Raw genomic sequence first — 25,557 nt, 5'->3', positions numbered from 1 at the left:
GAGTATGTCCTTCATAAAAAAACGGCCCGCAAAGGCCGTTTTTTTGTTTACCGCAATGGCTCAACCACCCAGGTACGCTTCGCGCACTTTCGGGTCGGTCAGCAGGGACTCACCGGTGCCTTGCATCACTACCCGACCGTTTTCGAGCACGTAGGCGCGGTCGGCGATTTTCAGCGCCTGGTTGGCGTTCTGCTCAACCAGGAACACCGTTACACCGTCCTTGCGCAGCTGTTCGATGATGTCGAAGATCTGCTGGATGATGATCGGTGCCAGGCCCAGCGATGGCTCGTCGAGCAGCAGCAACTTGGGCTTGCTCATCAGCGCACGGCCGATGGCGAGCATTTGCTGTTCGCCGCCGGACATGGTGCCGCCACGCTGACTAAAGCGTTCTTTCAGGCGTGGGAAAAGTCCGAGGACCTTGTCCATCTGTTCCTGATAGTCGCCCTTGGCGGTGAAGAATCCGCCCATGGACAGGTTCTCTTCCACGGTCAGACGGGAAAACACCCGACGACCTTCCGGCACCACGGCGATGCTCTTGCGCATGATCTGCGAAGAGTCCTGGCCGACCAGTTCCTCACCCATGTAGCGGATGCTGCCGCTGTGGGCGCGCGGCGAACCGCACAGCGTCATCAGCAGCGTGGACTTGCCGGCACCGTTGGCGCCAATCAGGGTCACGATCTCGCCCTGGCGGACTTCGACGTTGACGCTGTGCAGGGCCTGGATCTTGCCGTAGAAGGTGGAAACGTTTTCGAACTGCAGCATTTACGCTTCCCCCAGGTAGGCTTTGATCACTTCAGGATTGTCGCGGATCTGTTCCGGCGTGCCATCGGCCAGGGGCGTGCCCTGGTTGATCACGACGATGTGGTCGGAAATGCTCATGACCAGTTTCATATCGTGTTCGATCAGCAGCACGGTGACGTTGTGCTCTTCACGCAGCACGCTGATCAGCGCCTTGAGGTCTTCGGTTTCCTTGGGGTTCAAGCCAGCGGCCGGTTCGTCGAGCATGAGGATCCGCGGACGGGTCATCATGCAGCGGGCGATTTCCAGACGACGCTGCTGACCGTAGGCCAGGGTGCCGGCCGGACGGTTGGCGAACTCTTTCAGGTTGACCTTTTCCAGCCAGTACTCGGCGAAGTCCATGGCCTCGCGCTCGCTTTTGCGGAACGCCGGGGTCTTGAACAGGCCGGACAGGAAGTTGGTGTTCAGGTGACGGTGTTGCGCGATCAAGAGGTTCTCGACCGCGGTCATGTCCTTGAACAGCCGTACGTTCTGGAAGGTGCGCACCACGCCTTTGAGGGCGATCTTGTGGCCGGGCAGGCCTTCGATCGGCTCGCCGTCGAGCAGGATGCTGCCGCCGCTCGGCTTGTAGAAGCCGGTCAGGCAGTTGAACACGGTGGTCTTGCCGGCGCCGTTGGGGCCGATCAGCGCAACCACTTGTTTCTCTTTGACGCTCAAGGCCACGCCGTTGACCGCCAGCAAGCCGCCGAAGCGCATGCTCAGGTTTTCTACTTTAAGGATCTCGCGGCTCATTTGCGCAGCTCCATGTGAGGACGTTGCATGGGCAGCAGACCCTGAGGGCGCCAGATCATCATCAGTACCATCAAGGCACCGAACATCAACATGCGGTACTCACTGAACTCTCGCATCATTTCCGGTAGCAGGATCATCACCACGGCAGCGAGGATCACGCCCAGCTGCGAGCCCATGCCACCCAGCACCACGATGGCGAGGATGATCGCCGACTCGATGAAGGTGAAGGACTCCGGCGTCACCAGGCCCTGACGCGCGGCGAAGAAGCTACCGGCGAAACCGGCGAAGCTCGCGCCGAGGGTGAAGGCCGACAGCTTGATGATGGTCGGGTTCAGGCCCAGTGCGCGGCAGGCGATTTCGTCTTCACGCAACGCTTCCCAGGCGCGGCCCAAAGGCATGCGCAGCAAACGGTTGATGACGAACAGCGCCGCCAGTGCGAGGAACAGCGCAACCAGGTAAAGGAAAATCACCTTGTTGATCGAGTTGTATTCCAGGCCGAAGTACTCGTGGAAGGTTTGCATGCCTTCCGCGGCTTTACGTTCGAAGGTCAGGCCGAAGAACGTTGGTTTCTCGATGTTGCTGATGCCGTTCGGACCGCCGGTGATGTCGGTCAGGTTACGCAGGAACAGACGGATGATTTCACCGAAGCCCAGGGTCACGATCGCCAGGTAGTCACCGCGCAGGCGCAGTACCGGGAAGCCCAGCAGGAAGCCGAACGTGGCCGCCATCAGGCCGGCGATGGGCAGGCAGATCCAGAAGCTCAGACCGAAGTAATGCGACAGCAGCGCGTAGCTGTAGGCGCCGACGGCGTAGAAGCCGACGTAACCGAGGTCGAGCAGGCCTGCCAGGCCGACCACGATGTTCAGGCCGAGGCCGAGCATCACGTAGATCAGCACCAGCGTGGCGATATCGACCGCACCGCGGGAGCCGAAGAACGGCCAGACCAAGGCGCCGGCGATCAGCGCAATGATGATCCAGCGCTGAGTGGTCGGCAGGGTCAGGAAGTTACTGGCCTTGGCCGGAATCAGCGGCATGTTTGGCGAAGAACGCCAGGCCGAGCTGATCTGCTGGTCGAACAGCACACGCAGGAACATCAACACCGAACACACCGCGATGGTGATCAGGGTGGCGTTGCTGGTGCCGTGAACTTCGAGGTTGATGCCGACAATGGTCAGCTTCAGACCGAGTACCGGGTAGGCCACGGCCCACACCAGCAAGGCGCTGAACAGCGCCTGTTTAAGATTCCTAGTCATACCTTCTCAACCTCCGGACGGCCCAGCAGGCCGGTTGGCCGGAACAACAGCACCAGAACCAGCAGGCCGAACGCCACGACGTCCTTGTACTGGTCGCCGAAGATATCGGCACCAAAGGCTTCCGCCACACCCAATACGAGCCCGCCGAGCATGGCGCCCGGAATGCTGCCGATACCGCCCAGTACCGCAGCGGTGAAGGCCTTGAGGCCAACGAGGAAACCGGCGTTCGGGTTGATCACACCGTATTGCATGCTCAGCAGCACGGCGGCGATGGCCGCCAGCGCGGCACCGATGACGAAGGTCAGAGCGATGATGTTGTTGGTGTTGATACCCAGCAGGTTGGCCATCTTGATGTCTTCGGCACAGGCGCGGCAGGCGCGGCCCAGGCGAGAGCGGGAGATGAACAGGGTCAGGCCGAGCATGGCGACGAGGGTCACCACGAACACCACGATTTGCATGTAGGAAATCAGCACTTCATGTGCGCCACCTGGCCCAAAGGCAATGTTGCCCGGAATCAGGTTGGGGATGGATTTGTCCTTGGAGTCTTGCGCCAGCAGAACGGTGTTCTGCAGGAAGATCGACATACCGATGGCGGAGATCAGCGGGATCAGACGGTTGCTGCCGCGCAAGGGGCGGTAGGCGATCCGTTCGATGCTGTAACCGTAGGCACTGGTCACCACGATGGTGGCGATGAAAGCGGCGGTCATCAACAGCGGAACACTGTCGAGTCCCATCATGGCCAGCCCGGCGATGGCGATGAACGCCACGTAGGAACCGATCATGTACACCTCGCCGTGGGCGAAGTTGATCATTCCAATGATGCCGTAAACCATCGTATAGCCGATGGCGATCAGGGCATACGTGCTGCCAATGGTCAGGCCATTAACCAGCTGTTGGAAAAAGTGATAGATGTCAGGCATTACAGCGCTCCTAAAAACCTGATACGCATTTCACTGGTGGAGTCATTTTCCCGCCCGAGCCCCGTGGATCTGCATCCACTTCGAATTCGGGGTTTGCCAGCGAACCGCTGATGACGGTTTTGAGATTTTCAGGTGGGGAGACTGGCGGATCACGCCAGCGCGGCCCAAATACGTTCGTAAAACAAAGCCCACGGCACGCCGTGGGCTTTATTGGCAGTCAGTCAGGCAACGCCTTACTGAGGCTTGGCTTCAGTTTTTGGTTTGCCGAAGTGCCACTCGTAAACCACGAATTTGAAGTCTTTCAGGTCGCCTTTCTCGTCGAAGCTCAGGTCGCCGGTAGGGGTCTTGAAGGTGCCTTTGTGGATGGCTTCTGCCACTTTGGCGGAGTCTTCGGACTTGGCAGCCTTGATACCTTCGGCGATCACTTCCACAGCCGAGTAGGCCGGGAACACGAACGGACCGCTTGGATCTTCTTTCTTCGCTTTGAACGCGTCAGCCAGGGCGATGTTGGCCGGATCCTGGTCGAAGGATTTCGGCAGGGTCACCAGCAGGCCTTCGGAAGCGTCTTTGGCGATCTGCGAAATGGAGTCGTTACCCACGCCTTCCGGACCCATGAACTTGGCTTTCAGGCCTTTTTCAGCGGATTGACGCAGGATCAGACCCAGCTCCGGGTGGTAGCCGCCGTAGTAGACGAAGTCGACGTTGGCTTGCTTGAGCTTGGCAATGATCGAGGAGAAGTCTTTGTCGCCGGCATTGATGCCTTCGAACACGGCAACCTTGGTGCCTTTCTTCTCGAGGGTGGTTTTAACGGCGGTGGCGATGCCTTCACCGTATTGCTGTTTGTCGTGCAGGACAGCAACGATTTTCGGTTTGACGAAGTCGGCGATGTAGTTACCGGCGGCAGGGCCTTGGGCGCTGTCCAGACCGATGGTGCGGAACACCATTTTGTAACCACGGGCGGTGATGTCCGGGCTGGTGGCAGCCGGGGTGATCATGATCACGCCTTCGTCTTCGTAGATGTCCGAAGCCGGTTGAGTGGAGCTGGAGCACAGGTGACCGACTACGAACTTGACGCCGTCGTTGACGACTTTGTTCGCTACAGCCACGGCTTGTTTTGGATCACAGGCGTCATCGTATTCAACGGCTTCGAGTTTCTTGCCGTCTACGCCGCCTTTGGCGTTGATCTGTTCGATGGCCATTTTGGCGCCACTGAACTGCATGTCGCCGTATTGGGCTACAGGGCCGGTTTTAGGGCCGGCGATGCCGATCTTGATGGTGTCAGCTGCGAACGAATGGCTGGCAACCCCTGCCAGAACCATAGCGGCAAACAGTTTGGAAATCTGCTTAGTAGCCTTAGTCATAGTGCTCCACTCTTACTGTTGTAGTTTTTATAGTCCTGGCGCCGTTGGCAGCAGAACCGGGTCAGATATCTACGACATCCCCCGGAAATGCCCCCCGGCAACTGTACCGGTACAGTGTAGAGCGCCGATTGTCAGCCTGGGAAGCTGGCGGCGGGGGGCAAAACTTGGGGGTGTCGCTATTTTGAAAGAAAAAGTCAGAATTGCGGCGGGGCTTTGAAGGGCTTATAGCCAGATTCCGTGCATTCCTTGGCATTCCTGCTCTTTTCAATCAGTGACGCAAAGTGCAACTGGGTTTTTCTGCCAGACCACCGACGTTATCATTGCGTCGATTTCTTTTCCGGACCGGACCCATGACTGAAGAACCTAGCACCCTCTATGCCAAGCTGCTTGGTGAAACCGCATCTATTACCTGGAAGGAACTGGAGCCGTTCTTCGCCAAGGGTGCCCTATTGTGGGTCGACCCGAGCCTGGATTTGATCGCGGCGGCAGAGGCAGTAGCGACGGATGAGGGCGAGAAAGTGGCTGCCTGGCTGGCCGAAGACAAGGTCGCGAAGCTGTCTGAAACGCGGGCGCTGGATCTTTTCGAACGTGACCCGCAGCTATGGGCGGTGGTGGTTTCGCCGTGGATTATGATCCAGGAAAGAGCGAAGGCTTGAATGTGCGCACCGGCTTGGTGCGTGGCAGCATCGAGTAAAAGTGTGTAGCCGAGTAGCGTGATGGCACGTTGCCGTAGAGAAAGGCCACAGCCTCACGGTGACGTAAACGTAACGGGAACAGTTGAGCGAGCAGCCTGAGGGCTGCTCAATTGTTTCTGGATGTTGTTTTGCGGTGTTTTTGAGGGCGCCATCGCTAGCAGGCTAGCTCCCACAGGTCGGCGATTACCTGTGGGAGCTAGCCTGCTAGCGATTGGAACGACGCGTTTTCAGTTCAGACCGAGAACGTCTTGCCCGTATGGTTATTCAGCGAAATAACCTTGGTCTTGCCGATGCGGTGACGATAGATCTCGCGCAGGTACTTGATCGATTTCTTCACGCAATCGCGCGACAGGCGGATGTCGTTGATCGAGACGAACTTTTCCTTGTCATTGATCAGTTCGCGGTACTTCTTCTCGTACATCGGTTTGATCGCGTACCAGTTGGTATCAAGGATCTTCGCCGGGTTCTCGAATTCGTTGAGCAGGTCGTCGATCCGGTCTTCGTCAAAGTGTTCATTGATGATGAAGTCGAGGATCGAGTTATCCAGCGTCTCGTCGAAACGGTACGGGTTTTTCGCGAAGCAACGCTTGATGAACGCCACGATCAGCGTCAGGAAATCGTCCGACAGGCACGGGCTCTTGGCGATCAACGTGGTCAGCGACAGGTTGGCCGAGGCACCGATCACCAGCGCGTAGCGCTTGAGCGTGGTGTTGGGGAACAGGCTGTTGAGGTGAGTCTTCAACCGGTTCAGGTCCATGTAGGACAGCTTGTAGTCCTTGGGCAAGGAAACGATCGACACCACCGACGAGCAATTCTTGAAGAAGTGCAGGTCGTGCAACGCGGCTGCGTCGTAGCCCGAATTCTTGTATTGCTCAAGCGAAGCGCGATAGCGCTTGGACTCGATCGGCAGCAGGCTGATGCCTTCGATGGCCTGGGTAACCTTGTTGAAGTGCGGCAAGTCGATCGAACGGAAGAACAAATCGTCAATGTTCAGACGCTGCGGCTCTTTTTCGAAGACCTTGAATTTGTCGCTGCTCGGCGGCGGAGTTTCCGGCACCACGGATTCGGCGTAGGCAATCGCCACCGGGCCGGCCAGGCTCATGAACAGGTCGTTGGCGTCCAGGCGAATGGTTTCGCCGATGTCGATGCCGGCGCGGCGGAAATAGTTCTGGTCGTAGTCAGTCGTTACTGCCTGCGCCGTCAGAATGTTGAAGATCTGCTGCGAGATGTATTGGTTGGCGTGCTTTTCCATGGCATTGACATCAATGTTCTGGATGTTGCCGTCATCGTTTTCTTCGGCGTAACGCATGATGTCGTTGGAGATCAGCATCATCGCGTTCCATGGGCGAATACGGCCCATGACGCTGGCTTCGCTGCTGTCTTCATTGGCGAAGTTGTAGGAGAAGTCCCATTCTTCCGACAGGTATTTGCACAGCAGGCGACCGGCGTTGATGTGTAGTGCTTCGGACATTTCGCTGCGGTGGTCGGAAATGTTCGGCAGCACGCAGATGCCGCTGGTGAAGATTGGCTCGAAGACGAACGAGTGACCGCTCTTGCCGTCGTGCTCATCCATGGGCTTGGTGTCGAACGTCTTGTTCATGTACGAGTGTTGCTGGGCCAGGCCGAATTCCGAGGCCATGCCCGAACCGGTACCGCCGCCGGCACTGAAAATCGAGAAATACAGGCGCGACTGGTTGGCCTTGATGCCACAGCTGTCGATCAGGTACGAGTGAATCATCTTCCAGTCAGGGCTGGAGAAACGCTGGGTGTCCTTGTTCAGGATGATCTTGGCCAGGTACTGGCCGAGGATCGGCGCGTTACCGGCGCCACCGGCGTGGACTTCCGACAAGTCCATGATTTTCATTTTGCTGTAGTCGCGCAGGAAGCCGCTTTTTTCGCCCTTGCGCGAGAAGCGGATACGCCCGGCGATGTCTTTGTCCAGGTCGCCGAGCATCACCAGCGGCTCGACCAGGAACACCGGTTTGGTGGCCTTGTTCGGCATCAGGCGCAGGTTGTTGCGAATCCACTGGGCTGGGCTGTAGCCTTTTTCGGCGTAGCGTTTGTCCGGCGACAGGCGATCTTCGTTGTTGAATTCGTTGAGGTAGAACTTGCGGGCGTTGTACACCAGCTCCGCAACATCCAGCGCAATGTTCGAACCGCAGCGGCCGAGGCCGATCAGGCACACCGACGGGAATTCCTGGTCGCTGTGCTGCTCGCTGTCACCTTCCAGGTGCGGTGCGCGCGGGAACACCATGTCGCGCAAGCCGTCGAGGTTATCGAGGATGCGGTCGGTGTTGGTTTCGGTGAAGTACAGGTATTGCTGGGTCGCCAGCGGGCGCGATGGCGTCAATGGCTTCGACGGTGCGGGGCTGTTCGCCGCCGGGCTCTGCGTCAGGTCGGAAATCGCGGTGGCCGGGTTATTTTTAGAAGTCATTGTTCGCCATGTACCTGGGCTGGTTGGTCGGGCGACACGCTGTCGTCAAACCGTCACGGAATAAGATCTCGCGTCTTTTATCAGCGCGTATTTGTCCCAAGTGTCAGTGCCGTGGCCTGAACGTTTCTTGGGGGAATCCTTTCCTAAGTCATGATAAATCGGCCAGGATTTGGCGATCTTTAATCAAAAGGAGGCAAAATGATGTCAATGCTACCTTCGCTGGGTTTCGCCGGAATTGGCTTGATGGGGCTGCCGATGTGTCGGCGATTGCTCGCGGCGGGTTACCCGCTGACGGTGTGGAACCGCAATCCGGCCAAGTGCGCGCCGCTGGTCGAGGCCGGTGCGCGGCAGGTCGCGAGCCCGGCCGAACTGTGCCAGTACGCCGATGTGGTGATGTTGTGTCTGGCAGACACGGCGGTGGTACGCGAGGTGGTGTTTGGCCCCGCTGGCGTGATCGAAGGGGCGAAAAGTAGCCAGCTGCTGGTGGACTTTTCCAGCCTGGAACCGACGGCAACGCGCGAAATGGCCGCCGAGCTTGTCAGCGAAACCGGCATGGGCTGGCTCGATGCGCCGGTGTCTGGCGGTGTGGTCGGCGCGGAGGCTGGCAGTCTGGCGATCATGGTTGGCGGTGAAGCGGCGGCGCTTGAGCGGGTCAAGCCGGTGTTGCTCAGCCTCGGCCAGCGGGTCACGCATATGGGCGCGGTCGGAGCAGGGCAGGTGACCAAGGCCTGCAACCAAATGATTGTGGCCTGCAATGCGCTGGTGATTGCCGAAGTGGTGGCCCTGGCAGAGCGCGCAGGCGTGGATGCGAGCCTGATCGCCGAAGCGCTGGCCGGTGGCTTTGCCGATTCAAAGCCGCTGCAGATCCTGGCGCCGCAAATGGCCGACAGCCGTTTTGAACCGGTGAAGTGGCACGTGCGCACGTTGCTCAAGGATCTGGACACGGCGGTGAAGTTTTCCCGCGAGCAAGGCTCGGCAACACCGGTCAGCGGCTTGGCCGCGCAACTGATGCGGTTGCATGGGGCTCAGGGGTATCTGGAAAAAGACCCGTCTACATTAGTGCAGATGTACCGTGAACCAGACTCAACGTCGTGACCGAGTATGCGTTTTTACGCTGGTTGATTTCTTTCAGCACCGGGTGCAACTCGGCGAGCGGCACCGGCCGGCTGAGCAGGTAGCCCTGAACGTAGTCGCAACCCTGGCTTTCCAGAAACTGGTACTGCTCGAAGGTTTCGACACCCTCGGTGACCACATCCAGGTGCAGGGTGTGGGCCATGGCGATGATCGCCTGGACAATCTCCATGTCCTGGGTCGAATTCGGGATGTCCTGGATGAACGAGCGGTCGATCTTCAACGTGTTGAGCGGCAGGCGCTTGAGGTAGGCCAGCGACGAATAACCGGTGCCGAAGTCGTCGATCGACAGTGACACGCCGAGAGCGCGAATCTGCTGCAGCAACACCAGCGTATCGGCAATGTTGCCCATCAGTGCGTTCTCGGTCACTTCCAGTTCCAGCCGTTGCGGCGCCACCTCGGCGTCGCGCAACGCCTGTTCGATCTCGGTGGCCAGCTCTTCGCGGGCCAACGTCAGGGGCGAGCAATTCACCGCAATCTTCAGCTCTTCGCAGCCTTGGCGTGACAGTTCGCCAAGGTCTTCGCAGGCCTTGCGCAGTACCCAGTGGTCCAGTTCGGTGATCAGGCCGTTGGCTTCGGCAATGGTAATGAAGCGGTCCGGGGCGAGGAATCCGTGTGTCGGGTGTTGCCAGCGAATCAGCGCTTCGAGCTTGCTGACCTGGCCGGTTTTCAGGTCGTAGATGGGTTGGTAGTAGAGCATCAGGCCGGCGTCTTCGCGCAGGGCGTGGCGCAGTTCTTCTTCCAGTTGCAGTTCCAGTGTGGCGCGGGCCTTGAGGTTGGCACTGAAAAAATTCAGGCCGTTGCGTCCGCTGCCCTTGGACTGGTACAGCGCCAGGTCGGCGTTTTTCAGCAGCTCTTCACAGGTTTTGCCGTCTTCGGGAAACACGCTGATGCCGATGCTGGTGGTCATCACCATGCGCCGCCCGGCGAGCTCAATGGGTTCTTTCATTTTTTGCATGATGCGCTGCGCCATGTGCCGCGCTTCTTCGCGGTCATGCAGGTCGATGAGGATGCAGAACTCATCGCCACCGAAGCGCGCCACGACATCTTCGTGGCTGCGAATCGAACTGCGGATATGCCCGGCCAGCACCTTGAGCAGTTCGTCACCGGCATCGTGGCCAAGGCTGTCGTTGATCCGCTTGAAGTGGTCGATGTCGAGGAACAGCACCGCGAGCATGCCGCCCTCGTTGGTTTTCTGGCTGAGTTTTTCGGCGAAGAGCTGATTGAAACCGCGACGGTTGATCAGATTGGTCAAGGGGTCGTAGTGCGCCACTTGTTGCAGGGACATGCGCGCCTGGTCCAGTTGACTGAGCAGCGAATTGACCCGTTGCAGATCGTTTTCCTTGTGCTGCAGTTTTTTGTCCGCCAGCGCCGCGCTGATGCTGCTGCCGATAATCAGCAGCGTCATGGTGGCTACGGTCAGGCCCAGTTGCAGGTGGTTGTTTTCCCCGGGCGCGGTCAGGAGGCTGCCAGTGGGCAGCACCAGATTGAAGGCGGCCATGCCGGTGAAATGCATGCTGATGATGCCGGCCCCGAGCACCAGGCTGGCGCCGTACTTGAGCAATTGATGAAACATCCCAGTGCCGCTACGCAAGTAAGTCGACAGCAGCAGCGCCGCCAGGCTGGCGCCGATGGCGATCACGATCGAGAGGCCGAACAACAGCGGTTGATAGTAGGCCTGCGCCTGCGAACGCAGTGCGGACATACCCACGTAATGCATGGCGGCAATGCCCAGGCCAATGCCGATGGCGGCTCTGAAACATTGCCAGAAGGTCAGTTGCGCAAGGCTCAGGGTGTGCATCGCCAGCCATGAAGCGAGCAGGGCGATCAGCAGGGAAATGAGGGTGATGGGCAACTGGTAATGGATGGTGACCGGCGCCTGGAACGCCAGCATGCCGATGAAGTGCATGGCCCAGATGCCGCCCGCGAGGCAGCCGGCGCCGACCCAGCGCCAGAGTCGCTGTGAAGCCTTCTTTTCGGCATGAGCCACCCGCTCGGCCATGTCCAGCGTGGCAAAACTGCCGGCGCAGGCAACCAGATAAGCCAGTAGCACCAGAAAAGGGTCATGTATGCAGTTGAGTATGACCTGCCCACTCTCTGGCAGCTCGGTAATGAAATGCAGACCAAGCCACTCCATAGCATGCCCCGTCGTTGTCTTCCTGACCGGCACAATGAATGCCGGCGAATGTCATGGAGTATAGAAGGCACCGGGGGAACGCAAGCGATAGTGGCACATTGTCCTGCAATCCTTTTGGAATGGGGTCTAGATCATTTGGAAATAAAATGTTGCATGAGCCGCGACAGATCCGATGGTCGGGTATCAGCTTTACGAATAATTACAGACAGCACGGGGGCGCCTGACTAGATTGCAGGTTCCGGGCTCGGATGCACTGGCAGTGAAGCCCCATAACAATAAAAGAGACGGACCCATGCAGAACTCGACCCAAGCGGCGAATGCCTGGCGCATTCTGTTCCTGCTGTTCCTGGCCAACCTGTTCAACTTTTTCGACCGCACCATCCCGGCCATCATCATCGAACCGATCCGCATGGAATGGCACCTCAGCGACTTTCAACTGGGGATCATCGGCACCGCATTCACCATCGTCTACGCCATTGCCGGCCTGCCCCTGGGGCGGATGGCCGACACTGGTTCGCGTGCCAAGCTGATGGGCTGGGGCCTGGCGGCATGGAGCGGGTTGACCGCGGTCAACGGCATGGTCGGCAGTTTCTGGAGTTTCCTGATTGTGCGCATGGGCATCGGCATCGGCGAAGCCAGTTACGCGCCCGCCGCGAATTCGCTGATCGGCGACTTGTTCCCGGCTCACCGTCGGGCGCGGGCCATGGGCATTTTCATGCTGGGGCTGCCGTTGGGTCTGCTGCTGGCGTTCTTCACCATCGGCGCGATGGTCAAGGCCTTCGACAGCTGGCGCGCGCCGTTTTTCATTGCCGCCGTGCCGGGGCTGATCCTTGCGGTCTTCATGTTTTTCATCAAGGAGCCGAAGCGCGGCGCCGCTGAAAGCGTGCAGGTTTCGCAGGAGAAGGTTGACCGGCCGATTCGTCGGGTGCTGGCGGTGCCGACCTTCCTCTGGCTGGTCATGGCCGGGCTGTGCTTCAACTTCGCTACTTACGCCTGCAACTCGTTCCTGGTGCCGATGCTGCAGCGCTACTTCCTGATGCCGTTGCAGGAAGCGGCCGTGGCGACCGGGGTGATCGTCGGCGTGACCGGGTTGTTCGGCCTGACGCTGGGTGGCTGGGTGGCCGACAAGATTCATCAGCGGGTTGCCAATGGACGTCTACTGTTTGCGGCGTTCAGTCTGATCATCTCCACGGTCTGCACAGCTTGGGCGCTGCATTCGGGACGGATCGAGATCGGTGTGTTCGTGGCGGTATTCAGCGTGGGCTGGTTGTTTGCCTACAACTTCTACACCTGCGTGTACACGGCGATTCAGGACGTGGTCGAGCCACGCTTGCGCGCCACGGCCATGGCGCTGTTCTTTGCCGGGTTGTATCTGCTGGGTGGCGGATTGGGGCCGGTGGTGGTCGGTGCGTTGTCCGATCACTTCGCCCACACGGCGATGCTTGCAGCGGGCGCCGAACAGATGACCGAAGCGTTCAAGGCCGTCGGGCTGCACGACGCGATGTACCTGATTCCGGTGGCGCTGTTTTTCACCATGGTGTTTCTGGTGCTGGCTTCGCGCTGTTTCGTGCGTGATGCCAAGCGGATGAAGGAAGGGTTGGTGGCAGTGGTTGAGCCTGAGGGTTCTGTGGCGACGGCTTAAGATCAAAAGATCGCAGCCTTCGGCAGCTCCTACAGGTGATCGTGTACTCCCTGTAGGAGCTGCCGAAGGCTGCGATCTTTTGATTTTGATTCAAGAATAAAAAGGCCCGCATCACTGCGGGCCTTGTTTATTTTCAGGGTAGAGCAGGGGCTTAACCCGCTACCAACACCCGGATCGCTTCCAGTCGCAGCGCAGCTTTGTCGAGCATGGCCAGGCCTTGTTCGCGTTGTTTGCGCAGGGCAACCAGCTCGCTGTCACGCACGGTCGGGTTGACCGCTTGCAAAGCGGTCAGGCGTGCCAGTTCTTCGTCGGTGTCGGCGGCCAGGCGACGTTGCGCCTCAGCCACACGCTCGGCGTGACGCGGGAAGATCTTGTCTTCGCCGGCATTGATCCGCGGCGTCAGCTGATCGCGCTGGGCCTGGATGAACTTGTTGGCGCTGGCGCGCGGCACGCTTTCGAGTTGATCATTGAGGGTCTCGAACGACACCCGGGCCGACAGGTCATTGCCATTGGCATCAAGCAGGCAGCGCAGCGCCGCCGGTGGCAAGTAACGGCCCAGTTGCAGCGAACGCGGGGCAACCACTTCGCTGACGTAGAGCAATTCCAGCAACACGGTGCCGGGTTTCAGCGCCTTGTTCTTGATCAGCGCCACGGCGGTATTGCCCATGGAACCAGACAACACCAAGTCCATGCCGCCCTGGACCATCGGGTGTTCCCAGGTGATGAACTGCATGTCTTCGCGGGACAGCGCCTGGTTACGGTCGTAAGTGATGGTCACGCCTTCGTCGTCGCCCAGTGGGAAACTGGCGTCGAGCATTTTTTCGCTTGGCTTGAGGATCAGTGCGTTTTCCGAATGGTCTTCGCTGTCGATGCCGAAGGCGTCGAACAGGGTTTCCATGTAGATCGGCAGGGCGAACTGATCGTCTTGCTCAAGAATGTCTTCAACCAGCGCGTCGCCTTCACCAGCGCCACCGGAGTTGAGCTCCAGCAAACGGTCGCGGCCGGTGTGCAGTTCTGCTTCCAGACGCTCACGCTCAGTGCGGGCTTCGTCGATCAGCGCTTGCCACTCTCCATCGTCAGCTTCTTCCAGCAACGGCAGCAAGCGCGGGCCGAACTGATGCTGCAAGGCGTTGCCGGTCGGGCAAGTGTTAAGGAACGCGTTCAGTGCTTCGTGATACCACTGGAACAGGCGCTCTTGCGGGCTGGTTTCCAGGTACGGCACGTGCAGTTCGATGGTGTGCTTCTGGCCGATCCGGTCCAGACGACCGATGCGCTGTTCCAGCAAGTCCGGGTGGGACGGCAGATCGAACAGCACCAAATGGTGGGAGAACTGGAAGTTGCGACCTTCACTGCCGATTTCCGAGCAGATCAGCACCTGCGCGCCAAACTCTTCGTCGGCGAAATAGGCGGCGGCGCGGTCACGTTCGAGGATGTTCATGCCTTCGTGGAACACCGTGGCCGGAATGCCGGAGCGCACGCGCAAGGCGTCTTCCAGGTCCATGGCGGTTTCGGCGTGGGCGCAGATCACCAGGACTTTGGTGCGCTTGAGCATCTTCAGCTGATCGATCAGCCACTCAACGCGTGGGTCGAATTTCCACCAGCGGTCTTCTTCATTGGCGTCCGGCTGCGCCTGGAAGCTGACTTCCGGATACAACTCGGCGTGATCGCCCAGCGGCAGTTCAAGGTATTCGTCCGGGCACGGCAGCGGGTACGGGTGCAGTTTGCGTTCCGGGAAACCCTGCACGGCGGCGCGGGTATTACGGAACAGCACGCGGCCGGTGCCGTGACGGTCCAACAGTTCACGCACCAGACGGGCACTGGCTTCGGTGTCGCCATCGTTGACCGCGGTCAGCAGGGCCTCGCCTTCGTTTCCGAGGAAACCATGGATGGTCTTGTGTGCTTCAGGCGACAGGCGACCCTTCTCCAGCAACTCCTGAACGGCTTCGGCCACCGGGCGGTAGTTTTCGCTCTCGGCACGGAACGCGGCCAGGTCATGGAAACGGTTCGGGTCGAGCAGGCGTAGACGGGCGAAGTGGCTGTCCTGGCCGAGTTGTTCCGGGGTCGCGGTCAGCAACAGCACGCCGGGAATGGTTTCTGCCAGTTGCTCGACCAGCGTATATTCAGGGCTGGCCTGATCTTCGTGCCACACCAGGTGATGCGCTTCGTCGACCACCAGCAAATCCCAGCCGGCGGCGAACAGCGCGTCCTGGGCTTTCTCGTCATCTACCAGCCATTCCAGGGCCACCAGCGCGAGCTGGGTGTCTTCGAACGGGTTGGAGGCATCGCTTTCAATGAAGCGTTCTTCGTCGAACAACGCAACCTGCAGGTTGAAGCGGCGACGCATTTCCACCAGCCACTGGTGCTGAAGGTTTTCCGGGACCAGGATCAGCACGCGATTGGCGCGGCCTGAAAGCAGTTGGCGATGGATCACCAGACCGGCTTCGATGGTTTTACCCAGGCCTACTTCGTCGGCCAGCAGAACCCGTGGTGCGATACGGTCAGCGACTTCACGGGCGATGTGCAACTGGTGCGCGATCGGTTGCGCACGCACGCCACCCAGGCCCCAAAGCGAGGACTGCAGCTGGCGGCTGGTGTGTTCGAGGGTGTGATAACGCAGGGCGAACCACGCCAGCGGGTCGATCTGCCCGGCGAACAGACGGTCGCTGGCGAGACGGAACTGGATGAAGTTCGACAGTTGGGTTTCCGGCAGGGTGACCACTTCGTTCTGCGCATTGAGGCCGTGGTAGACCAGCAGGCCATCGACGTCGTCGACTTCGCGAACGGTCAGTTTCCAGCCTTCGAAGTGAGTGATGGAGTCGCCCGGCGAAAACCGCACACGGGTGAGGGGCGCATTCCTTAGCGCGTACTGGCGAGTGTCGCCAGTGGCCGGATAGAGCACGGTCAACAAGCGGCCGTCCTGTGCCAGAACGGTGCCTAAACCCAGCTCGGCTTCGCTGTCACTGATCCAGCGTTGCCCCGGTTGATACTGCTGCGCCATGCTGCCTGACTCCCACCTTGAAAAAGCGGGCTATCTTAACGGAATCAGGTCTCCAGACCAAAGGAATACCTGTGTTGGAGCTGCCGTAGGCTGCGATCTTTTGATCTTCAGGGCCTGAACAAATCGTAGCTGGCGACCGTTATGGCAGTGTCGATTGAGTCACAGTTTGCGACCGATGGCTCAAGTCGCCATCCGCGCGGCCGACAGCCTGCTGACAGGAGACCAAAATATATGCTGCCACCGATGCTCCCCCTGAGTGCCCTGCCTATCACTTCACAGCACGACCCGGTCCGCCCGCGTCCGGACATTGCTCCAGTGGTGCCCGTGCAGGAAAGCTCCACTGACAGCACCATCGACCTGAAAAAGCGCGACCCCGAAGAAGCCGCCTTGCTTCTGCGCGAAGAACAGCGCCGCAAGCAAGAACAGGAACGGCGTCGCCGTGAAGCCGACGAAGATCCCGAGGCGCACCTGGCTGTTCCTGGACACGAGCTCAATGCCGACAACACCGTGCCGGTAGCGCCTTTGATGGAAGATCAGCCCCGTCAGGGGTTGTGGGTCGATATCGAGATTTGAGCGAGTGGCTGGTCAGCGCAGGCGCCAGACCGCATTATTGGCGCAAACCTGCCGAGCGATGCGGCAGTTGAATTCATTTCAAGCGATGCACTGAACGCCATGAGCCAAGACGACAAACTGATCGACCTCAATGCCGAACGCGCCAAGCGTGTCCATGACCTCAACGACAAGCGCCTGAATGAAGTGCGCCAGGCGTTCGAGCAGGCCATGCCTTTGGGCAAGGCGAAGAAAAAGCCGAAGAACAAGCCGAAAAAACGTTGAATCCCCCTGCATCGATTGATGCAGGTCAGTTTTTCCCCTCCTGTGCGCTCAGTCTCGGGCGACATTGATCCCGGTCAATATTTTCTCCTGCCCGTTTGGGTAACTTAGCCCTATCGCAACAGGGCAAGAGCAGGAGACGCGTCATGTTTTTCGACAACGTGGTGATCGCCGGAGTGCTGACCGTCAGCCTCATGTTCGTATTTTTTGCAGGTTTCGGATTCTTTATCTGGAAGGACTCGCACAAGCGGAAAAAACCGTAGGTCTTTCTGGATGCAATGAGCACGCAAGGCATTTTGGGCAACTTCGGTTGCCCTTTTTTTTGCCTGATGATTTAGCTGCCGCAGGCTGCGATCTTTTGATCTTGCCTTTTAAAAGATCAAAAGATCGCAGCCTGCGGCAGCTCCTACAGTGATTTGTGGTGTTGCGGAAATTCAGTAATAAAAAAGGCGCGGTCCTTGCGGAACGCGCCTTTTTCGTTCGGCTGCCGATCAGCTGCCGAGTGCCTTCGAAGCCAGCCAGAACAACCCGGCCGACAGGGCGACCGTGGCTGGCAGGGTCAGCACCCAGGCCAGCAGGATGGTCTTGACGGTGCCGCCTTGCAGGCCGCTTTTGTTGGCGACCATGGTGCCGGCCACGCCCGAGGACAGAACGTGGGTGGTGGACACCGGCAGGCTGAAGATGTTGGCCATGCCGATCAGGCTGGCGGTGGTGATCTGCGCCGACATGCCCTGGGAATAGGTCATGCCCTGCTTGCCGATCTTCTCGCCGATGGTCAGTACCACACGCTTCCAACCCACCATCGTGCCCAGGCCCAGGGCCAGAGCAACCGCCAGAATCACCCAGAACGGCGCGTATTCGGTGGTGGTGGTCAGGTCCTTGCGCAGCTTGTCCAGGTCAGCCTTCTCACGAGGGGCGAGGCCTGGCAGCTTGCTGACCTTCTTCGCCGTGTCATCCAGGCAAAGCAGGTAGCGGCGTACTTCAATGCGGCTTTCCGCCGACAGCGAGTGGTAGTCGGCTACGCCTTTGAGAGTGCCCAGCAGCGCGGTGATGGTCGGTTCGGTCTGTTGCGGGTTGCAACGGAATTTCTCCGGCAGGTCACCTTCCACGCTTTTGCCCAACGCCAGGAACTCGCCCAGGGTTTCGGCATTGCGCTGGTAGAACTGGCTCAGGTGCAGGGTGGCGTCGCGGGTACGCTCGATCTGGTAGGTGGTGCTGTTCAGGTCGAGTACGAACTGCGCCGGCACGATACCGATCAGTACCAGCATGATCAGGCCGATACCTTTCTGACCATCGTTGGAGCCGTGCACGAAGCTCACGGCCATGGCCGAGATCACCAGTACCAGGCGGTTCCAGAATGGCGGGTGCTTCTTGTCGTCGATCTTGCGACGCTGTTCCGGCGTCTTGTGCATCTTCGACAGCGGACGCCACCATTTCAGACCGATCAGGATCAGCGCAGCGATCAGGAAGCCAGCCATTGGCGAGAACACCAGCGACATGGCGATGTCGATCGCCTTCTGCCAGTTCACGCCATCGGCCAACGGAATTTCGTTAATCAAGGCGTTCGCCAGGCCCACGCCGAGGATCGAGCCGATCAACGTATGGGAACTGGAAGCAGGGATACCGAAGTACCAGGTGCCCAGGTTCCAGGTGATGGCTGCGGCGAGCAACGAGAACACCATCGCCAGACCATGGCCGGTGTTCACATTGATCAGCAGCTCCACCGGCAGCAGGTGAACGATGGCATACGCCACGCCAACGCCGCCCAGCAATACGCCGAGGAAATTGAACACACCGGAAAAGAACACTGCCAGGTGGGGCGGCATCGCTTTGGTGTAGATAACAGTGGCTACCGCGTTAGCGGTGTCATGAAATCCATTGATGAACTCGAAGGCGAGGACAAAAGTCAGGGCGAGCAGGAGGCTCACTAGCACCCAAGCATCCAGTCCGCTGAATAAATCGATCATGAAGGTTTTCTGACCCGGTCATAAGGGGGGCGGGATTATGCCAGAAAAGCGTGCCAATCAATGCACTAGCTGCTCGTCGGTAACATTCTTCAACGAATTAATTTGCGTCGGGGTCCACCGCCCTGGTGATTTTCGGGGGTATGCAAGTTGTTGAATTTATTCGAAAACGCCGATGGCGCAAGGGTTTCGCTCACCTGACGGAAGGCGCGGAACGCTTGTGTGAAATTTCTGAGAGGAGGGTCAGATATGAGCCTTTTACCCTGTCAGATGAGCAAGGTGGTCGCTGCCCGCTTGTAGCAGGCGCAAAAGGCGACATCCATGCATCCCGCTTTTAACGGGCGCAATCGCAGACCCTCGAAAGGACCCAAACCGAGGCCATCACGGCTCTTCGGCTTTGAGGTCCTTTTCCATTTTTTCGAGTTCTTGCTTGAAAACCTGATCCTGAACGGTGGCGCGTTTACGCCAGGGTTTGCGTTCCGGTTCGGGCTGGGCGGCGTAGGTGGTGACTTCCCCGCCGTAAACTTCCTTGTAACGTTGTTCCTGGCGCTCAAGTTCCGCGCGCAGTTCGTCTTTCGTCACAGTGCTACCTGTTTGAGTTGAGATAAATTCTGGTGAAACGCGCTGCATTCAATGTATTGACCCTGCATGTCGCAAAGACCAGGCCTGTGCAGGCATCGTTTTACGGCAGGGCAATCAATACGTCCATGTTGCAGGCGGCCACGCACCAGAGATAAACAGCTGACGCAGCATCAGCTTCCTGTTTCAGCGAGCGCATTGGCGATGCAAATGCAGTCAGCGTCGAGCGCTTGCCGGGGGCGGTAACGATGGAACATCGCACCACCGGGTAGCGGGGTCGGTCAATAGAAAACCGTCCGGCTACTGATTTGCATTATAGCGAGCGATTCACAGAACTCTATCTCCAAAGAGTTAAAAGTGGTTAGTAATGTGTGATTGTTTTGTTACTCGCAAGTTTTACTGCCAACTAGAACGCGCAATGATGTCACTGTGCAGTGATGTCTTTCTGGCGCCATTAAGTCGAACAACTTAAGAAAGTTACATCGGCCCTGTAACTCTGTTTCCTGGTCGTAATAAAAGCATGTAGCCGTTCCTTGCGTCGTTTGCTTGGGACAAGGGTACCGCTTGCGATTATCGACCGGTCGTTCGATAATCGCCCAATCTTGGTGGTCCGGGCTTGTGTGCCGGGCCGGTAGCGGCGTGTAATAGCCCCTGATCCGTGTGGGACAAGGACCTTGTATGAACGATCAATTGCGCAATTCCTTCGCTTCTGTAGCACCGCCAATCGTTGCTTCGCCCGCCAAGCGGATACAGGCCCTGACCGGTGACCCGGATTTCATGACCTCGCTGGCCCGTGGATTGGCAGTGGTGCAAGCGTTTCAGGAGCGCAAACGGCACCTGACCATCGCGCAGATCAGCCACCGCACGGAAATTCCCCGCGCTGCTGTGCGACGTTGCCTACATACGCTGATCAAACTCGGCTACGCCACCACCGACGGTCGCACGTATTCCTTGCTGCCCAAAGTGCTGACGCTCGGCCATGCCTATGTGTCGTCGACACCACTGGCGGTTTCGGCTCAACCGTACCTTGATCGCATGAGCGAGCAGCTGCACGAGGCCTGCAACATGGCCACCCTCGAAGGCGAAGACATTTTGTACATTGCCCGCTCGGCAACCACCCAGCGCCTGATTTCAGTGGACCTTTCGGTCGGTGGACGCTTGCCGGCCTATTGCACGTCGATGGGCAGGATTCTTCTGGCAGCGCTGGATGACACCTCGCTGCGCGAGTACCTGGATCACGCCGAATTGCAGGCCAAGACCAGCCGCACGATCCACACACCCGAGGCATTGCTTGAGTGTTTGCAGGAAGTTCGGCAGCAGGGCTGGTGCATCGTCGATCAGGAACTTGAGCAAGGCCTGCGCTCGATTGCCGTGCCGGTGTACGACGCGTCCGGTCAGGTGGTTGCTGCGCTGAACGTCAGCACCCATGCCGGGCGAGTCAGTCGCAACGAGCTGGAGCAGCGCTTCCTTCCCGGTCTGTTAAGCGCCAGCCGCGATCTTAGCGCTCAATTGTTTGCCTAAGGTGTTCGATAAACGCACAGAGTCGCGTCTGGCGAATTGACGCTGTTTCCTCTGGATCATTACTGTCGCGGCTGCGCCAGCGTTGGCTGGCTCCCTGTTCGACAGTGATCCACGGAATAAAAATAATGAACCAGCCTCAGTCTGCTGTAGGTAACTGCCTCGACGTGCAGTCCTTCATCAATGCCCAACCCATTTCGCGTTACCAGTGGCGCGTGGTAATCCTGTGTTTCCTGATTGTCTTCCTCGATGGCCTCGACACGGCGGCCATGGGGTTCATTGCGCCTGCGCTTTCTCAGGATTGGGGCATCGATCGCGCCAGCCTTGGCCCGGTGATGAGCGCGGCGTTGATCGGCATGGTCTTCGGCGCACTGGGCTCCGGCCCGTTGGCTGACCGCTTTGGGCGAAAAGTCGTATTGGTCGGCGCTGTACTGTTGTTCGGTGCGTTCAGCCTGGCTTCGGCTTACAGCACCAACGTTGAGCAACTGTTGGTACTGCGCTTCCTGACGGGGTTGGGCCTGGGTGCGGGTATGCCCAATGCCACGACGCTGCTGTCGGAGTACACCCCGGAGCGCAAGAAATCCCTGCTAGTGACCAGCATGTTCTGCGGCTTCAACCTGGGCATGGCCGGTGGCGGTTTCATTTCAGCCAAGCTGATTCCAGCGTTTGGCTGGCACAGCTTGCTGCTGATCGGCGGGATTCTGCCGTTGATCCTCGCGGTCGTTTTGCTGTTCTGGCTGCCGGAGTCGGCGCGTTACCTGGTGGTACGCAACCGCGGCACCGACAAAGTGCGCAAGGCACTGGCGCCGATTGATCCGACAATGGTCGCCCAGGCTGCCAGCTTCAGCGTCCCGGAACAGAAAACCGTGAAGGCGCGCAACGTGTTTGCGGTGATCTTCTCCGGCACCTACAGCGTCGGCACCTTGCTGCTGTGGCTGACCTACTTCATGGGCCTGGTGATTGTTTACTTATTGACCAGTTGGCTGCCGACCCTGATGCGCGACAGCGGCGCGAGCATGGAGCAGGCGGCGTTCATCGGCGCGTTGTTCCAGTTCGGTGGCGTGCTGAGCGCGGTGGGCGTGGGTTGGGCGATGGACCGGTTCAATCCGCACAAGGTCATCGGCATTTTCTACCTGCTGGCCGGGGTATTTGCCTACGCGGTAGGCCAGAGCCTGGGCAACATCACGCTGTTGGCGACCCTGGTGCTGGTGGCCGGGATGTGTGTCAACGGCGCGCAATCGGCGATGCCATCGCTGGCCGCGCGGTTCTATCCGACTCAGGGTCGAGCCACCGGAGTGTCGTGGATGCTGGGTATCGGCCGTTTCGGCGCAATCCTTGGCGCCTGGATGGGTGCGACGCTGTTGGGCCTGGGCTGGAACTTTGAGCAGGTGCTGACAGCGCTGGTGATCCCGGCGGCGGTGGCGACCATGGCGGTGGTGATCAAGGGCATTGTCAGTCATGCGGATGCGACTTGACCCTGCTTTGTACTAGATGAAGAGATCGCAGCCTGCGGTAGCCCCTACAAGGGCATGCATTCCTCCTGTAGGAGCTGCCGCAGGCGGCGATCTTTTGAGCACGGCGACGATCGGTAGCCAGACAACAATGTGTTCGATAAGCGAACGCTCAGTCGATTATCGGATTGTTTGGTGTTTTTCACAGGCTTAATCTTCAGTCACTCCGGCGCTGCGCATCGGCGCCTTTTTTCACTGGCGGTTAATAACAAACGGGAGCCTGCCCCAATGGCTGAAATTCTTTCGCTGCGAGATGCGGTGGTGGGCGATTCGCTTTGCCGACAACGTTGAACAAACCGCCGAGCCGACTGAAGTCGAGCTGACCGCGCTGCGCGATCTTGAAGCCCGCACAGCGGCCGCCCACAGCCAAGCACCTGGAGAAGCACAATGCGTGACGTTTATATCTGCGACGCGATTCGTACCCCTATCGGCCGTTTCGGCGGGGGCCTGTCGACGGTTCGCGCTGACGACCTGGCCGCCGTGCCAATCAAGGCCCTGATGGAGCGCAACCCGTCGGTGGACTGGAATGCCGTGGACGAGGTGTTCCTCGGCTGCGCCAACCAGGCCGGTGAAGACAACCGCAACGTGGCGCGCATGGCGCTGCTGCTGGCGGGTCTGCCGGAAACCATTCCCGGCGTGACGCTCAATCGCCTGTGCGCTTCGGGCATGGATGCCATCGGCACCGCATTCCGCGCTATCGCCAGTGGTGAAATGGAGCTGGCGATTGCCGGTGGCGTCGAGTCGATGTCCCGTGCGCCGTTTGTGATGGGCAAGGCTGACGCCGCGTTTTCGCGCAACATGAAACTGGAAGACACCACCATCGGCTGGCGCTTCATCAACCCGTTGATGAAAGCCCAGTACGGCGTGGACGCGATGCCGCAAACTGCTGACAACGTGGCTGACGACTACAAGGTATCGCGCGCCGATCAGGACGCGTTCGCCTTGCGCAGCCAGCAACGTACTGCCGCCGCACAAGCTGCAGGTTTCTTCGCCGAAGAAATCGTCGAAGTGCGCATCACCCACAAGAAGGGTGAAACCGTGGTCAGCCAGGACGAGCATCCTCGCGCCGACACCACCCTGGAAGCGCTGACCAAACTGAAACCGGTCAACGGCCCCGACAAAACCGTGACTGCCGGCAACGCCTCGGGTGTGAACGACGGCGCCGCCGCGTTGATCCTGGCTTCGGCCGAAGCAGTGAAGAAACACGGCCTGACCGCCCGTGCCAAAGTGCTCGGCATGGCCAGCGCCGGTGTTGCCCCGCGTGTGATGGGTATTGGCCCGGTGCCCGCGGTGCGTAAACTGATCGAGCGCCTCGGTGTGGCAGTCAGTGAGTTTGACGTGATCGAACTCAACGAAGCCTTCGCCAGCCAGGGCTTGGCGGTGCTGCGTGAACTGGGAATCGCCGACGACGCGGCTCAGGTCAACCCGAACGGTGGCGCCATTGCCTTGGGCCATCCATTGGGTATGAGCGGTGCGCGACTGGTACTGACGGCTTTGCATCAACTGGAAAAAACCGGCGGCAAGAAAGGTTTGGCGACCATGTGCGTCGGTGTCGGCCAAGGTCTGGCGTTGGCAATCGAGCGCGTTTGACGCGCTCTGAAGACTTATAAGAACTGAGGAATGTTTCATGACTGACAAGCCTGGTTACCGTCGTCCGCAGGAAGGCACTCAACCGCCGTACCTGCATCCGACCTACCAATCAACCAACCTGCGCTCGCCGTCGAAACCGTTGGTGTTCCTGCCCCATTCGTTGTCGGAAATCACCGGTCCTACCATTGGCGCCGAGCGCGTCAATGAGAAGGACAATGACCTGACAGCCCAACATGACGCGGAACCTCAAGGTGAACGCATCATCATCCACGGCCGCGTGCTGGACGAAAACGGTCTGCCGGTGCCCGGGATTCTGGTAGAAATCTGGCAGGCCAACGCCGCCGGTCGCTACGCCCATGCCCGTGACCTGCACGACGCACCGCTGGACCCGAACTTCACCGGCACCGGCCGCACCGTGACCGACGCCGATGGCTGGTACCAGTTCCAGACCATCAAGCCTGGCGCTTATCCGTGGGGCAACCACCACAACGCGTGGCGCCCGGCACATATCCATTTCTCGCTGTTCGGGCCGAGCATCCTGACGCGGCTGGTGACACAAATGTATTTCCCGGGCGACCCGCTGCTGGCGTACGACCCAATCTACAACTGCGTGCCCGATACCCGCGCCAAAGAGCGTCTGATCGCCAGTTTCGACCTGGAAAAAACAATCCCTTCCTATGCCCTCGGTTATCGTTGGGACATCGTATTGCGCGGCCGCGACGCCACGCCGATGGAGAAATAAGATGACGTTGAATGCGACCACGTCCCACACCGTCGGGCCGTACTACCACATCGGCTTGACCTGGCTGAACCGCGAAGACCTGACCGTCGAACAAACCCTGGGCGAGCGCGTGGCGATCACCGGGCAAGTGGTCGATGGCAACGGCGATGTCGTCAACGACGCCATGCTGGAAGTCTGGCAGGCCAACGCTGCCGGCAAGTACGACCACCCCGAAGACGACCAGGATAAACCCCTGGACCCGAATTTCGAAGGTTTTGGCCGGGTGCCGGTGGATGCCGAAGGGCGCTTCCGTTTCACCACGATCAAACCGGGCACTGTCGAAGGCCTCAAGGGCACGACCCAGGCGCCGCACCTGGTGGTGCTGGTGTTTGCCCGTGGCCTGGTTAAGCACTTGCTGACGCGGATCTACTTTGAAGGCGAACCGGCCAACGTCGAAGATCCGTTGCTGGAGTGCGTACCAGCCGAGCGCCGCGAGACGCTGCTGGCGAAGCAGGATGCGACCGGTGTTTATCAGTGGAACGTCATCCTGCAAGGCACTGATGCCGAGACGGTGTTCTTCGATTATTAGGGTCTAGATCAAAGATCGCAGCCTGCGGCAGCTCCTACGTAAAGACGGCGTACACCCTGTAGGAGTTGCCGCAGCCTGCGATCTTTTGATGCTTGTTGCTGTGGAACGGGACTGTTGCAAAGTATGTCTAGACTCTCACAGTCCCTATTGAGT

Annotated in this window: 21 protein-coding genes and 1 pseudogene; 12 read left to right on the top strand and 10 right to left on the bottom strand. The window is 59.2% G+C overall.

Features of this window, described 5'->3' with window-relative positions; genetic code table 11:
* Positions 1–60 precede the first annotated feature (60 nt).
* The 5 genes from KVG88_RS07685 to KVG88_RS07665 form a co-directional block, all read right to left on the bottom strand.
* Entirely contained in the window at positions 61–762 is a 702-nt protein-coding gene (locus KVG88_RS07685) for an ABC transporter ATP-binding protein (RefSeq protein WP_075946837.1), read from the bottom strand.
* On the bottom strand, positions 763–1,530 hold the full coding sequence (gene livG, locus KVG88_RS07680) for a high-affinity branched-chain amino acid ABC transporter ATP-binding protein LivG (protein ID WP_150704524.1): 768 nt from the start codon (positions 1,528–1,530) through the stop codon (positions 763–765). It abuts the gene before it with no gap.
* Positions 1,527–2,783, bottom strand: coding sequence for a high-affinity branched-chain amino acid ABC transporter permease LivM (locus tag KVG88_RS07675; RefSeq protein ID WP_150704525.1), 1,257 nt, complete (start codon positions 2,781–2,783; stop codon positions 1,527–1,529). Before KVG88_RS07675 ends, livG begins: the two co-directional genes overlap by 4 nt.
* Positions 2,780–3,703, bottom strand: coding sequence for a high-affinity branched-chain amino acid ABC transporter permease LivH (gene livH, locus KVG88_RS07670; RefSeq protein WP_150704526.1), 924 nt, complete (start codon positions 3,701–3,703; stop codon positions 2,780–2,782). Before livH ends, KVG88_RS07675 begins: the two co-directional genes overlap by 4 nt.
* 233 nt (positions 3,704–3,936) lie before the next feature.
* A complete protein-coding gene (locus tag KVG88_RS07665) occupies positions 3,937–5,064 on the bottom strand; it encodes a branched-chain amino acid ABC transporter substrate-binding protein (RefSeq protein ID WP_150704527.1) in 1,128 nt (375 codons plus the stop codon).
* Positions 5,065–5,414: 350 nt separating this feature from the next.
* Here KVG88_RS07665 and KVG88_RS07660 point away from each other — a divergent pair, with 350 nt between their 5' ends.
* Positions 5,415–5,720 carry a DUF2288 domain-containing protein gene (locus KVG88_RS07660; RefSeq protein WP_150704528.1) on the top strand — a complete coding sequence of 102 codons (306 nt, stop codon included), beginning with the start codon at positions 5,415–5,417 and terminating at the stop codon, positions 5,718–5,720.
* Positions 5,721–5,991: 271 nt separating this feature from the next.
* On the opposite strand, the gene KVG88_RS07655 is transcribed toward KVG88_RS07660, so the two are convergent.
* On the bottom strand, positions 5,992–8,193 hold the full coding sequence (locus KVG88_RS07655; protein WP_217871004.1) for a hypothetical protein: 2,202 nt from the start codon (positions 8,191–8,193) through the stop codon (positions 5,992–5,994).
* Between the two features lie 198 nt (positions 8,194–8,391).
* On the opposite strand from KVG88_RS07655, the gene KVG88_RS07650 reads away from it, so the two are divergent.
* Positions 8,392–9,288 (top strand): NAD(P)-dependent oxidoreductase, encoded by an 897-nt coding sequence (locus KVG88_RS07650; RefSeq protein WP_217871003.1) that lies wholly within the window; start codon positions 8,392–8,394, stop codon positions 9,286–9,288.
* Here the strand turns inward: KVG88_RS07650 and KVG88_RS07645 are convergent.
* A complete protein-coding gene (locus KVG88_RS07645; protein ID WP_217871002.1) occupies positions 9,245–11,461 on the bottom strand; it encodes a putative bifunctional diguanylate cyclase/phosphodiesterase in 2,217 nt (738 codons plus the stop codon). The genes KVG88_RS07650 and KVG88_RS07645 overlap by 44 nt on opposite strands.
* A 292-nt stretch (positions 11,462–11,753) precedes the next feature.
* Between KVG88_RS07645 and KVG88_RS07640 the strand changes: the two genes are divergently transcribed.
* Complete coding sequence (locus tag KVG88_RS07640) at positions 11,754–13,103, top strand: spinster family MFS transporter (protein WP_150704532.1); 1,350 nt, start codon at positions 11,754–11,756, stop codon at positions 13,101–13,103.
* A 151-nt stretch (positions 13,104–13,254) separates the two neighbouring features.
* Here KVG88_RS07640 and rapA read toward each other — a convergent pair whose 3' ends face one another.
* The gene (gene rapA, locus KVG88_RS07635; protein WP_217871001.1) at positions 13,255–16,101 is read right to left on the bottom strand and encodes an RNA polymerase-associated protein RapA; all 2,847 of its coding nucleotides are present in this window, start codon (positions 16,099–16,101) and stop codon (positions 13,255–13,257) included.
* Between the two features lie 231 nt (positions 16,102–16,332).
* On the opposite strand from rapA, the gene KVG88_RS07630 reads away from it, so the two are divergent.
* From KVG88_RS07630 to ccoM, 3 genes are all read left to right on the top strand, one after another.
* Complete coding sequence (locus KVG88_RS07630) at positions 16,333–16,674, top strand: aspartate-semialdehyde dehydrogenase (protein WP_217871000.1); 342 nt, start codon at positions 16,333–16,335, stop codon at positions 16,672–16,674.
* A 99-nt stretch (positions 16,675–16,773) separates the two neighbouring features.
* Positions 16,774–16,935 carry a hypothetical protein gene (locus tag KVG88_RS07625; RefSeq protein WP_008016476.1) on the top strand — a complete coding sequence of 54 codons (162 nt, stop codon included), beginning with the start codon at positions 16,774–16,776 and terminating at the stop codon, positions 16,933–16,935.
* A 143-nt stretch (positions 16,936–17,078) separates the two neighbouring features.
* Positions 17,079–17,195, top strand: a complete 117-nt coding sequence (ccoM, locus tag KVG88_RS31235) for a cytochrome c oxidase subunit CcoM (protein WP_056856105.1) — start codon at positions 17,079–17,081, stop codon at positions 17,193–17,195.
* 228 nt (positions 17,196–17,423) lie between these two features.
* Here ccoM and KVG88_RS07620 read toward each other — a convergent pair whose 3' ends face one another.
* Both KVG88_RS07620 and KVG88_RS07615 read right to left on the bottom strand, forming a co-directional pair.
* Entirely contained in the window at positions 17,424–18,899 is a 1,476-nt protein-coding gene (locus KVG88_RS07620) for an inorganic phosphate transporter (RefSeq protein ID WP_150704535.1), read from the bottom strand.
* A 378-nt stretch (positions 18,900–19,277) separates the two neighbouring features.
* Positions 19,278–19,478: a hypothetical protein gene (locus KVG88_RS07615; protein ID WP_150704536.1), complete on the bottom strand. Its 201-nt coding sequence runs from the start codon at positions 19,476–19,478 to the stop codon at positions 19,278–19,280.
* Between the two features lie 675 nt (positions 19,479–20,153).
* On the opposite strand from KVG88_RS07615, the gene pcaR reads away from it, so the two are divergent.
* The 6 genes and pseudogenes from pcaR (at position 20,154) to pcaG (ending at position 25,404) form a co-directional block, all read left to right on the top strand.
* Entirely contained in the window at positions 20,154–20,996 is an 843-nt protein-coding gene (gene pcaR / locus KVG88_RS07610; RefSeq protein WP_150704537.1) for a pca regulon transcriptional regulator PcaR, read from the top strand.
* Between the two features lie 125 nt (positions 20,997–21,121).
* Positions 21,122–22,468, top strand: coding sequence for a 4-hydroxybenzoate transporter PcaK (pcaK, locus tag KVG88_RS07605; RefSeq protein ID WP_150704538.1), 1,347 nt, complete (start codon positions 21,122–21,124; stop codon positions 22,466–22,468).
* Positions 22,469–22,766: 298 nt separating this feature from the next.
* Positions 22,767–22,889, top strand: a pseudogene (locus KVG88_RS07600) (CoA-transferase subunit beta); the annotation flags it as partial.
* Between the two features lie 2 nt (positions 22,890–22,891).
* Complete coding sequence (gene pcaF / locus KVG88_RS07595; protein WP_150704539.1) at positions 22,892–24,094, top strand: 3-oxoadipyl-CoA thiolase; 1,203 nt, start codon at positions 22,892–22,894, stop codon at positions 24,092–24,094.
* A gap of 37 nt (positions 24,095–24,131) precedes the next feature.
* Positions 24,132–24,836: a protocatechuate 3,4-dioxygenase subunit beta gene (gene pcaH / locus KVG88_RS07590; protein ID WP_150704540.1), complete on the top strand. Its 705-nt coding sequence runs from the start codon at positions 24,132–24,134 to the stop codon at positions 24,834–24,836.
* 1 nt (position 24,837) lies between these two features.
* The gene (pcaG, locus tag KVG88_RS07585) at positions 24,838–25,404 is read left to right on the top strand and encodes a protocatechuate 3,4-dioxygenase subunit alpha (RefSeq protein ID WP_150704541.1); all 567 of its coding nucleotides are present in this window, start codon (positions 24,838–24,840) and stop codon (positions 25,402–25,404) included.
* Positions 25,405–25,557: the final 153 nt, after the last annotated feature.

This window comes from Pseudomonas azerbaijanoccidentalis (assembly GCF_019145495.1).
In the GTDB taxonomy this organism is placed as follows: domain Bacteria; phylum Pseudomonadota; class Gammaproteobacteria; order Pseudomonadales; family Pseudomonadaceae; genus Aquipseudomonas; species Aquipseudomonas azerbaijanoccidentalis.
This window is presented reverse-complemented; position numbering and strand designations above follow the sequence as displayed.